13 protein-coding genes are annotated in these 10,777 nt (G+C 50.2%); 8 read left to right on the top strand and 5 right to left on the bottom strand.

The annotated features are described in order from the left end of the window. Nucleotides 1–198, top strand: a 198-nt coding sequence (locus LBJ25_06325; GenBank protein MDR1453569.1) for a type II toxin-antitoxin system RelE/ParE family toxin, incomplete at its 5' end; no start/stop codon positions are given. On the opposite strand, the gene LBJ25_06320 is transcribed toward LBJ25_06325, so the two are convergent. Genes LBJ25_06320 through LBJ25_06310 form a run of 3 tightly spaced genes read right to left on the bottom strand, consistent with a single transcriptional unit; the run spans nucleotide 195 to nucleotide 3,059 of the window. After that, complete coding sequence (locus tag LBJ25_06320; protein MDR1453568.1) at nucleotides 195–1,331, bottom strand: glycosyltransferase family 4 protein; 1,137 nt, start codon at nucleotides 1,329–1,331, stop codon at nucleotides 195–197. The genes LBJ25_06325 and LBJ25_06320 overlap by 4 nt on opposite strands. Further along, nucleotides 1,324–2,259 carry an SDR family oxidoreductase gene (locus LBJ25_06315; GenBank protein MDR1453567.1) on the bottom strand — a complete coding sequence of 312 codons (936 nt, stop codon included), beginning with the start codon at nucleotides 2,257–2,259 and terminating at the stop codon, nucleotides 1,324–1,326. Before LBJ25_06315 ends, LBJ25_06320 begins: the two co-directional genes overlap by 8 nt. Beyond that, the gene (locus tag LBJ25_06310; GenBank protein MDR1453566.1) at nucleotides 2,259–3,059 is read right to left on the bottom strand and encodes a ChbG/HpnK family deacetylase; all 801 of its coding nucleotides are present in this window, start codon (nucleotides 3,057–3,059) and stop codon (nucleotides 2,259–2,261) included. The genes LBJ25_06315 and LBJ25_06310 overlap by 1 nt, the downstream gene beginning before the upstream one ends. 240 nt (nucleotides 3,060–3,299) lie before the next feature. On the opposite strand from LBJ25_06310, the gene LBJ25_06305 reads away from it, so the two are divergent. Together LBJ25_06305 and tpiA are read left to right on the top strand one after the other, a co-directional pair. Further along, complete coding sequence (locus tag LBJ25_06305) at nucleotides 3,300–3,902, top strand: nitroreductase family protein (GenBank protein MDR1453565.1); 603 nt, start codon at nucleotides 3,300–3,302, stop codon at nucleotides 3,900–3,902. Between the two features lie 107 nt (nucleotides 3,903–4,009). Further along, on the top strand, nucleotides 4,010–4,762 hold the full coding sequence (gene tpiA, locus LBJ25_06300; protein MDR1453564.1) for a triose-phosphate isomerase: 753 nt from the start codon (nucleotides 4,010–4,012) through the stop codon (nucleotides 4,760–4,762). Nucleotides 4,763–4,777: 15 nt separating this feature from the next. Here tpiA and LBJ25_06295 read toward each other — a convergent pair whose 3' ends face one another. After that, on the bottom strand, nucleotides 4,778–6,076 hold the full coding sequence (locus LBJ25_06295; protein MDR1453563.1) for a M23 family metallopeptidase: 1,299 nt from the start codon (nucleotides 6,074–6,076) through the stop codon (nucleotides 4,778–4,780). Nucleotides 6,077–6,138: 62 nt separating this feature from the next. Between LBJ25_06295 and pdxA the strand changes: the two genes are divergently transcribed. The 4 genes from pdxA (at nucleotide 6,139) to LBJ25_06275 (ending at nucleotide 8,446) form a co-directional block, all read left to right on the top strand. Continuing rightward, on the top strand, nucleotides 6,139–7,038 hold the full coding sequence (gene pdxA, locus LBJ25_06290; protein ID MDR1453562.1) for a 4-hydroxythreonine-4-phosphate dehydrogenase PdxA: 900 nt from the start codon (nucleotides 6,139–6,141) through the stop codon (nucleotides 7,036–7,038). Further along, nucleotides 7,028–7,840, top strand: coding sequence for a 16S rRNA (adenine(1518)-N(6)/adenine(1519)-N(6))-dimethyltransferase RsmA (gene rsmA, locus LBJ25_06285; protein ID MDR1453561.1), 813 nt, complete (start codon nucleotides 7,028–7,030; stop codon nucleotides 7,838–7,840). The genes pdxA and rsmA overlap by 11 nt, the downstream gene beginning before the upstream one ends. 94 nt (nucleotides 7,841–7,934) lie before the next feature. Beyond that, complete coding sequence (locus LBJ25_06280) at nucleotides 7,935–8,186, top strand: DUF1778 domain-containing protein (GenBank protein MDR1453560.1); 252 nt, start codon at nucleotides 7,935–7,937, stop codon at nucleotides 8,184–8,186. Further along, on the top strand, nucleotides 8,183–8,446 hold the full coding sequence (locus LBJ25_06275) for a type II toxin-antitoxin system mRNA interferase toxin, RelE/StbE family (protein MDR1453559.1): 264 nt from the start codon (nucleotides 8,183–8,185) through the stop codon (nucleotides 8,444–8,446). The genes LBJ25_06280 and LBJ25_06275 overlap by 4 nt, the downstream gene beginning before the upstream one ends. Here the strand turns inward: LBJ25_06275 and LBJ25_06270 are convergent. Beyond that, on the bottom strand, nucleotides 8,346–8,954 hold the full coding sequence (locus tag LBJ25_06270; GenBank protein ID MDR1453558.1) for a hypothetical protein: 609 nt from the start codon (nucleotides 8,952–8,954) through the stop codon (nucleotides 8,346–8,348). The two genes, LBJ25_06275 and LBJ25_06270, sit on opposite strands and share 101 nt — an antisense overlap. Before the next feature lie 260 nt (nucleotides 8,955–9,214). On the opposite strand from LBJ25_06270, the gene LBJ25_06265 reads away from it, so the two are divergent. Next, on the top strand, nucleotides 9,215–10,441 hold the full coding sequence (locus LBJ25_06265) for a hypothetical protein (protein MDR1453557.1): 1,227 nt from the start codon (nucleotides 9,215–9,217) through the stop codon (nucleotides 10,439–10,441). The last annotated feature ends 336 nt before the right edge of the window (nucleotides 10,442–10,777 follow it).

Below are 10,777 nucleotides of genomic sequence, written 5' to 3'. Positions count from 1 at the left end.
GCAGTATTCCCTTTTAGAGGCAAAGTTTCCGCGGAACTGGAAAGTATCGGAATTACCGACATTTATGAGCTGGTTGAAGCGCCCTGGAAGATTTATTATCGGATCAAAGCGGGACAAGTTGTGATCGTGCTGGTTTTGGACAGCCGGAGAAATTTAGAGGAAACGCTTATCGATAAAATAATCAACAAAAAAGATTAAGAATTTTTATATAAATTGTTTAGCTCTCCAGCCAGTTTTTCTACAGTATACAGTTCCAAAATTTTCTTTTTCGCCCGCTGGCCGATATTTTTTCTTAACGTTTTGTTCCGGCACAGCCGTAAGATCTTTTGGGCGAAAATTTTTGGCTGGCCCTGCGGCGCGAGACAGCCGGTACGGTTGTCTTCGATAATATCCGCCACGCCGCCGACGTTCGTGCTGACCGCTGGTTTGCCGCAGGCCATAGCTTCGATAAGCGTGACCGGCGTGCCTTCATTGCGCGAAGTTAAAACGACAATGTCTAAGTCGCTGTAAATTTTACGCGCGTCGTTTAAAAAGCCCGCAAAAAATACTTTGCCCCGCAGGCCTTTGTCCCGGGCTGAATTTTCCAGCTGTTCACGCAGTTCACCGCCGCCGATAATGATAAAGCGGACTTGGTCGGTTTGGCGGCAGATTTCCCGCGCGATCGCCAAAAAATATTCGTGATCTTTGACGGCGGTCAGACGGCCGACTATGCCGAGCAAAATCGTCTGCGGCGTCAGTTTATATTTGCGGCGCCAATAATTTTTAGCGGGCTGTAATTTATTTAGCTCAAACCCCAGCCGAATGACCGCGATTTTGCCCGGCGGAGCAATACCGTAAGCAATAAGGTCGGCTTTTTGTTTTTCCGAGATGGCGATAATTTTAGTTGTGAAACGCGCCAAAATTTTTTCGAGGAGCATAAAAAGCCGGGTTTTCAATCCGCCAAAATAACTGTGAAAAACATGGCCGTGAAAAGTATGGTAGATCTTTTTTACGCCGGCCAATTTGGCGGCGAGACGGCCGACCGCGCCAGCCTTGGCGGTATGCGTGTGCACAATGTCCGGTTTTTCACGGCGGATAATTTTATACAATTGCCAGAGAGTTTTTAAGTCTTTTCGCCAGCTTATTTCTCGTCCCAGTTCCGGCAGCAGGATAGTTTTTAGTTTTTTGGCTTTGGCCAGATATTCCATGGAGCCTTCGCCCGCGGCCAGCGAGCCGTAGACGAGCAGTGATTTATAATCGTAATCCCGATCGAGATAATAATTGAGATTGGTCACATGAATAGCCGGCCCGCCGATGTTTAGCCTGGCTATAATGCGCAGAATTTTAGTCATTCCTGTAAAACTCGATGGTTTTAGCCAGACCAGTGTCAAAAGACACCAGTGGTTTGTAGCCGAGCAGTTTTTCCGCTTTGCGGATGTCGGCCAGCGAATGTTTGACGTCGCCGGCGCGCTCCGCCGCGTACAGCGGTTTGATATTTTTCCCGAGCTGCTGATTGATCTTTTCCGCCAATTGCTTGAGGGAAATCTCGTAGCCGCAAGCGATGTTGATGATCTCGCCAGCCGCAGACTTAGGCGCGGCGCAGGCTAGCAGATTGGACTGCACATTGTTATCCACATAGGTAAAATCCCGCGAAGTCAGGCCGTCGCCGAAAATTGTCGGACTCTCGTCACGCAGTATAGCTTTGATGAAAAGCGGTATCACGGCAGAATAAACGGAACCGGGGTCTTGCTGCGGCCCGAAAACATTGAAATAACGCAGACAGATCGTTTCCAGACCGTACAGCGCGCTGAAATTTTGACAGTACATCTCGCCGACCAGTTTCTGAATAGCGTAAGGTGATTTGGGGCGGTTTTCCATAGTTTCGACTTTGGGCATGACCGGCGAATCTCCATAGGCTGAGGACGACGCGGCGTAGATCAGCCGTTTGACTTTAGCGTCACGCGCGGCCAAAAGCAGATTGAGCGTGCCGTTAATGTTGGCGTTGTTCGTTTTGAGCGGATCATCGACCGAACGCGGCACGGACGGTATCGCGCCGTGATGCAGGATATAATCCACGCCGTCGACCGCCTGCCGGCAGGCGTCCAGATCGGCCAGATCAGTTTGCTGAAAATCTATTTGCCCTAGCAGCGGCTCGATATTGCTCAAGCGGCCGGTGGAAAGATTGTCCATAACACGCACTCTGTCACCGCTGGCCAGCAGAGCTTTGACCAGATTGGAACCGATGAATCCGGCGCCGCCAGTAACCAAAAATTTTGCCATTACAATTCTCCGAAATTAATCAAATGAAACTTATTGAAAAGCATAGCGAAAAATTCCGGGTTTGTCATTAACGCGTATTCGCGTACGGAAATTTCCGTGATGGCGGTCGGCGTGTTTTCCGCCTTGACGAGAGGGTGGCACATGTACTCGGCGCCGTCTTTTAGTTTATTCAGCAGCAGGCGCAAATGTTTTAGTTCCGGCTGGGCGGCGCGCGGCCAGAGTGCGAAAATCGAGACCAGCGCGCGGCTGGTCTGCGCGCGCAGCAATTTGGCGGTCAAAAAATTTAAGCCGCCGAAAAACAGGGCGATTATTTTGCGCCAGAGATGCTGAAAATCGCCGATTTGAATTTTGTCATATTTATTAAAAACGGGCTTTTCCAGAGTCAGGCGCAGCGGGATTTTTTTATCCCGCGCAAAACGGGCAAAGACCGGAAAAATTTGCGGCCAATTGTGCACATGCTGGTGGCTGTCAAGGTGCGTCGGCGTCAGACCAAATCCCCGCATTTTTTGATACTGGCGGTCTAATTCGGCTTTGATAAATTTCAGGCTTACCCGCCCGAGCAGCAGCTGCCGCTCAAAGTCCGCGCGGCCTTTGTATTTGGCCAGCGGCCCCAGCGTCAGATTGAAATGCAGCCCGACCGGCAGATTTTGTTTTTTGGCGATCTCCGCGGCGTCTTTGGCGTAAAGCAGATCGACCAGCAGCGTGGCCGAGGAAAGCGCTCCTTTTTTATGCAGGGCGGCAATGGCTTGATTGGCCTCCGCGCTGATGCCAAAATCGTCAGCGTTGATAATAATATTCATCAGTCCGAGATTATAATGTAATTGTCAGAAAATCGGTATATCCGGCCCCAGCGCCATACAGACAAACAGGATATGTAGGTCAAATATTTTCTTACATGAATATGATTTATTACCAAATTGTTGCGCTGATGCCAAAATCGTCAGCGTTGATGATAATATTCATAAGGGGTAGAATTATATAGTATACGGACTAAAATAGTATACGGGCTAAAGTTCGCAAAGAAATTTAAGGAGGATATTATGCGTAGATTTTGTTGGTTATTTTTGCTGGTGTTTTTGGCCGCGGCTGGCGCTGAAACGCAGCTTCCTAAACCGCCGGCTTCTGGCGGCGCGGGTATTTTTACACTTTTGGAAAAAAGAGCTTCCGGTTTACGGAATAGCTTTCCGGCTGGCGCGGTGCCGGACGGCGAACTGGCGACTATATTGTGGGCGGCTACCGGCCGGAATAGAAACGGCAGCGGCTGGACTGTGCCGGTGGGCATGGGGCGCCCGCCGCATGTCAAAGTCTACGCCGTGAAAAATGACGGCGCGTTCCTCTATGACTGGCAGAAACACGCGCTGGTCGAGCTGACTGAAAAGAATGTCAAAGCCGGGATTACGCCGGATGATTTTGTGCGAAAGTCCGACGTTATTCTGGTTTTCGTGGCGGACACTGCCGCGAATAAACGGCCGGAGATGGACAATATTTTGGTCGGCGCGATGAGCCAAAATGTCTATCTGGCGGCGGACGCGCTGGGCGTCAAGACACGCTATCTGATGACGCTCAACGCCGACGGCATACGCAAAGAATTAAAGCTGAATAAAACCGATGTTCCGTTAGGCATTATGCCGCTGGCTAAATAACAACGCCGCGGCGAGTTTTCTGCGGCAAAACCGCGTTGCCATTTAGACTGAAAAATGTTAGAAAATACGCGGTAATTTCAGTGAAAAACAAACAGCGGGAGAATCTTATGCGCAAACCGATCATGGCCGGCAATTGGAAACTCAACAAAAATCATCTGGAGACGCTGACTTTTATTGACGAGATCACGCCTTTATTGAGCGGTGTCGCCGGGGTGGATATCGTGATCTGCCCGCCGTTCACTTCGCTCAATGTTGCGACCGCCCGCACCAAGGGCACCAATATCAAAGTCGGCGCGCAAGACCTTTTCTGGGCAGGATCCGGCGCGTTCACCGGCGAGATTTCCGGCGAGATGCTCAAAGTGCTGGGCTGCGATTATGTCATCATCGGACATTCCGAGCGGCGGCAGTATTTCGGCGAGACCGACCAGACGATCAATAAGAAAATTCTGGCGGCTTTTGCCGCCGGGCTGATCCCGATCGTTTGCGTGGGTGAGACTTTGCAGGAACGCGAGGCCGGTCAGGTGGAGCAGGTGTTGTCCACGCAGATCCGCGGTGGCTTACAGGGCCTGAACGCCGAAAATCACAGCAAGATCGTTATCGCTTATGAACCGGTCTGGGCGATCGGCACCGGCCAAACGGCCACTCCAGCCCAGGCTAACGCAGCCCATGTTTTGCTTCGCAAATACTTGAGTGAAATTTTCGGCGGGAGCGCGCAGGATATTCGTATTCAGTACGGTGGCTCGGTCAAGCCGGAAAATGTCAAAGAACTTATGGCGCAGCCGGATATCGACGGCGCGCTCATCGGCGGCGCGGCGCTTAAGGCGGACTCGTTTGAGAAATTAGTGAAGTTCGATAAATAAGCCAAAATTTTCCTCTTACCACTCCTTGCTTGCGGTAAAAATATCCCGCTTGAGATACGGCGTCGGGTCGATCGCCACATTCCAGCGGCGGATCTCATAATGCAGATGCGGCCCGTTGCTCAAGCCCGAATTGCCGCTCAAAGCGACCGGCTGGCCTTTGCGCACGTATTGGCCTTTTTGGACCAGCACGGAGTCGCAGTGGCCGTACAGCGTACTGATACCCAGGCCGTGATGGATCTGCACCGCGATGCCGTAGCCGCCGATCCAGCCGGTGTAAGTTACGCGGCCGTCTGCGGTGGCCAAAACTTTGGTGCCGGGCACCGCGACCATGTCCAGGCCGTAATGGATCGACGTTGCGTTGGTGACGGGGTGAACGCGGTAGCCGTAAGGCGAAGAGATCTCAATATTGCGCAGCGGATAGATCGACGGCGTGCGCGCATAATTGTTTTTGAAATCCATAGCCTTGCTGTAAATGCCGGCGATTAGCGTGTTGTTTTGGGCTAAAATATTTTGGTTGAATTTCTGGCAGAAATCCAGCTGCTGAAAGATATTTTCCAGACTGCTGTTTGTCCGGACGGTTTTGACGCTGCCCAGCAGCGGCGTTTCCTGCAGGAGCTTATTTTCTTTGGCGATTTTCAGCTCTTGGAGCAGAGTTTTTTTGTAACGCTCGGCGATCTCGCGGCCGTCGATCTGCGCGTTCAGAGCTTCTTTTTTGGATACGGACAGCACGACCAGATCTCCGGCCAGCCCAATATATTCTTTGTCGGCCAGCTCGGTGATCTTGATGCTGGGCGTAAATTGTTTGCTCTGCACCAGCTTTTCAATATTTTTCTGCACCAATTCCAGTTTTTCTTTCAGGGCCAGATGTTCCCTGGGGCGCAGCCGGTCGGCCGAGTACTCGCACAGCGTGCGCTCGCCGATCTTCAATTTGTATTGAATTACCCGCCAGCCAAAAGTGGTCTCTTCCAGCGCGACGTTTTTATAATTGGAGTTTAGATGAAAAATATTTTCATTTTCCGCGCTGATCAGCGCCTCCAGCAGTTTAATTTCCTGCGTCAGCTCCGCATTGTGCCTGGCCAGCGCGCGGTTTTTTTGGTAAAGCAGATAAGTTTTGGCCTGTAGCAGTTGATTGTCCGCGTGAGTTTTTTGGTAAGCGTCCAGCGCGGAAATATCCAGTCCGCGCCAGATCAGGAGCGACAACCCGAACAAAACAGCCAGCAAACCCAGACTCAACACTGTCAAAGTGTAAGACAGGTTAAAATTGCGGCGGTTTTCACCGAGCCAGACCAGCGTGAAATAATTTTGGTGTTGCATATTAAATGTATACCCTCGATTTGACGTTTTTATACTTCCCAAAATGTTATAATCCCGCCACTATGCGCATCGGCATCACTATGGGCGATCCCAACGGCATCGGCGCGGAGATTATTGTCAAGCTGCTCAAGTCCGGCCGTTATCGGGACTGCGTGGTTTATGGCAATCCGGCGGCTTTGCGCGGCCTAAAAAATCCAATTACCGACCCTTTTGGCAAATTGAGCGAATACGGCCGCGGGCGGGTCACCGCGGAAAATGGCCGCGCGGCGTATAAATATTTGGCGGCTGCGGCGCGCGACGCTCTGGCCGGACGTCTCGACGCCATCGTGACCGCGCCATTAAATAAAGAAGCTCTGCATTTGGCGGGCTATCGCTACGACGGCCAGACGGAAATTTTGGCTAAGCTGGCCAAAACTAAAAAACACGGCATGTTTTTTTATTCGCCGGCTCTGTGCGTAATGCTGACGACGATACATAAAAGTATCAGGCAGGTGCCGAAACTGCTGACCAAACAAAAACTGCGGGATACTATAGAGCTTGGCCTTGAAGCAATGCGCAATCTGGGCGTGCCGCGGTCGCGCGTTGCGGTCTGCGGTCTGAATCCCCATGCCGGCGAGAACGGAATTTTTGGCCGCGAGGAGCAGAAAATTATCGCGCCGGTGGTCAGGGAATTTCAGGCGCGCCAGATAAATATTCAGGGGCCGCTGCCCGCCGACACGCTTTTTGTGCAGCGGCGCGCTTATGATCTGATAATTGCGCAATATCACGATCAGGGCTTGATCCCGCTCAAAATGCTGGCTTTAGACCGCGCGGTCAATGTCACCATCGGTCTGCCGATCATTCGTACTTCGGTCGCGCACGGCACAGCTTACGATATCGCTGGCCGGGGCGCGGCTGATACCGGCTCGCTGGCCGCGGCGGTCAGGCTGGCCAGACTGCTGGTAAAAAATCGTGGCCGCTGAACTGCCCCGCGCCAAAAAGCGTTTCGGTCAAAATTTTTTGACCGCTGAAAATATTTTGGGGGAGATAATTTCCGCTGCGGAAATTTCCCGGGAGGACACTGTTTTAGAGATCGGTATGGGTACGGGCGTCCTGACGGAAGAGTTGGCGGCGTACGCAGGGCAGGTGATCTCTATCGAGATCGACCGCGATCTTTACGCCGCCTACGCGCCGCGCGCGGCGGCCTACCCCAATGTCCGCGTGATCTGCGGCGATTTTTTGCGGGAAGCGGAAAATATTTTTAATGGCGCGCGCGGACGATTTAAAATTATCGCCAATATTCCCTACTATATTACGACGCCGATCCTGGAAAAACTGCTGGAATATCGCGCGCGGCTCTCCGCGGTGATCCTCATGGTACAAAAAGAAGTCGCCGAGCGTATTTGCGCCGCGCCGCGTAGCGGCGCTTACGGCTCGCTGACGGTTTTTTTGCGTTATTATGCCGACGCGCGTCTGGTACGTATTGTGCCGCCGGAATGTTTTCACCCCCGGCCGCGGGTGGACAGCGCGCTGATCCGGCTGGATGTGCGGCCGGAGCTGAAATACCGGCCGCTTTCCGAAAAAAGATTTTTCAATATTGTGCGCGGCGCTTTTTGGGGACGGCGCAAAACTCTGCGCAATACGCTGAAGCAGTCGCCGTACACGCATTACACGGCGGCTATGCTGGCCAAACTCGAGCGCGAAACCGGCCTTGATCTCAACCGCCGCGGCGAGACTTTGAGCATCGAGGAGTTTGTGCGCCTGGCGGATGTTAGCCCGCCGTAGCGGCTTGGCTGTATTGTATAGCCCCATAGTTGTGTTATAATGGTTAATATAACAGCCAAAATGATAGGAGAATGGCAGCATGAATACCGCGAGTATGAGTATAAAAACCGATTTTGCCACCAAAAACGAAATACGGTCTGCCGCAGAGCGGCTAGGACTTTCGCTTAATTCATTCATTGTAATGGTTGCCAAGCAGGCAGCCAGGGCGCCAAAAATCATACTGGATAATTCTGCTGGATTAGCCAGTCAAATTAACGAAGATATATTGAATGAAAATAATATTCAAACCTTTAGCTCCAAAAAAGATTTTTTTACCCATTTGGATGGGCTAAAAGCCGGAAAATGAAGTTCAAAACTCACAAAATTTTTGACAAGCAGTATGCCAAGCTCCGCCTTAAAGAACAAAAACGTGTTGATGAAGCGTTAAAATTATTTCTCACAACGCCTAATAATAGGAAGCTCCGCAACCATGCCTTGCGCGGCGAGTGGGAAGGATTTTTCTCAATTAGCGCGGGTGGAGATTTAAGGATACATTACAAAATTCTGGAAAATAATTCTTTGCTCTTTGTGGCGGCAGTTGGCACGCATGCTCAACTGTACGAATAGAGGCTTTCCTGATTTTTATTTCTGCCACGCAGATTAGTATATTGCTTTTGTCTATTCTCCCACGCCGTTTATATAATGTTTTACCTCGTAAAGTTTTGTTTTTCTTGCCAGATAATATTTCCTCAAAATAAAGAGAGGTGCCGTCCTTAAAATGCTTTGCATAAATGATTCTATATTCGTTATCCCTCCTAAAACCAAATACTCCATAATCAACCTGTTCAATAATTTCTGGTATTTTTCTTATATCTTCATCTGTGATGGCTATGTTTCCACGATTGTTTTCTTCCTGAACATTTTTATGTTTTTCTATATGTTCATAAAAATCAGATGTTACTTCATGGTCATATCCCTCAATATCAATACCAACTTTTTTGGCTTGTGCTATTGACCAATTATCAACTTTGCCAATTTTTGTTTTGATAAAAGCCTTGTTTTTATTTTCAGGCATCCTATTCCTTTCTGGTTTGTTGCCTGATTTTATGCTACCAGCCCCATTTCCGCCAGACATAAACTTGCCGCCAGTGTGGTAGCGTTAAACGAAAAGCCGGTCGCGTCGAGAATACCTTTGGTTAATATTTCGGGTATTTTCGGTTAAAAATATGTGTTGACTTGACCGGTGGAAAATGCTAATTTTAGTCCCGTAAATGAGTTGCGGGTAAGTCAGAGTTGATTTTGTAATTTAAAAGGTGGTGATGCGCGCACAAAATTCTAGGATAATTCACGGTTAGGCAAACAGTATTTTCAAAAAAAATTACGGGAGGTATTTCAATGAAGAAAGTTATAATTGCGGCAACAATTTTAGCGGCATTCGGTCTGGCCACGGTGCTGGACGGCGTAGGCGGTCTGGGACTGCAGGACAATCCGGCGATTCCGGCTGTGTGGAAAAATGAAAAGAGGATCGACGCGGGGTTTTCTCTGCTGGGCAAAACCGCCGACGTTTCGGGATGGAAAGCGAGTGATAGTGAGAAATTCACGTATACTGACTCCGGTCTGGAAGGCCTGTGGTTTTCCTACACTGACTCTATTTCGGATTACTGGTATACAGTTGGTCTGAACACTGGCGTAGGCGCGCTCGACGAACCAAGTACAATACTCAAAGAGTGGACCGACCACAATAAATCCACGTTACAGCAGACAGACACCAAGGCATACAGCGCTACCGGTTACGCTCTCAATCTGTCCGTGGCCAGAGATTTCGATCTCCCGACTATCGGCGGGCTCATCGGCGGCGTCAATCTGGGCATTAACTCTCCGGCCAGCAATTCTAAAGAGACCGTAAAAGACAACCTTAGCGGTGTTAAAGTAGTTACTGAATCGTCTGCCAAATATGACACTTATCTGACGCTGGGTCTTGGCGTGGCTAAGGCTATCGACGCCAACCAAACTCTAGTGGTGGGTCAGACCCTCGGCACGGAGCGTAAGTTTGTTGGTGGCGATATAACCTTAACCCGAACTAGTGGTGGTAGTAAGACCAAGACTAAGACCAATGGCGGCTCTGGTTATAATGATTTCATTCCGGCGGAAACCGCGCTGGGCTATGTTTACAAGGTAACCGACGCTCTGGAAGTCGCTGGCACTTATGTTTACAACTGGGGTGGCAAGATCGATTATCAGGCGTTTGACAACAAAGGCAATGATGTCGGTGACGCGGTGGAATCAAATCTGCAAGCCTATCACGGCTTTGGTTTGGCTGCTGATTATGTTTACAGTGAGTTTCAAGTGCAGGGCTACATTAACTGGGCCAAGGGCAGTAAGGTTGTGAAGAATGAAGATGGTGATTATATAAGAACAGTGGGCAGCAACACTACTCTGGACGACGATGACAAACTCGTCAAGGGCAATGATAACACCACTCTGGGTATAAACCTGTTGTGGACTCCGGGCTTTGCCAAGGTGGGCACTGTCGGCGTAGGTATCGAGAACAGCAAAGATGTACTGGGAGTTGACACGACTGACTCGACGACGACGGCATTGTTCTACACCTATCTGTTCTAAATTCTGACGGTAAATAAAATACCGTTTGAGAAATTTCAGCCCCGTGTAAAAACGGGGCTGTTTTTTTATGGTATGACGGCTTCGCCAGCGTATCCGCAGGCTTCGCTGTCTGTGGTGTCGGTTCGCCAACATATCCGTAGGATATTCCGCTCACCGACTGGAGTGTATGGTTTTATATGAGCTAAAGGGACAGGCATGTCTGGCGCGTCTCACGGCAGCGAGACACCTCACCGCAGCTGCCGCTGCTGCCTCTCCTTGGTAAGGAGAGGCTGGCTGTCGCGTAAGCGACAGACTGGTGAGGTGTTTTTGCCGCAGGCAAAATTTAACGCTTGGTCT

The sequence above is a fragment of the Candidatus Margulisiibacteriota bacterium genome, from assembly GCA_031268855.1.
Taxonomy (GTDB): domain Bacteria; phylum Margulisbacteria; class Termititenacia; order Termititenacales; family Termititenacaceae; genus Termititenax.
This window is presented reverse-complemented; position numbering and strand designations above follow the sequence as displayed.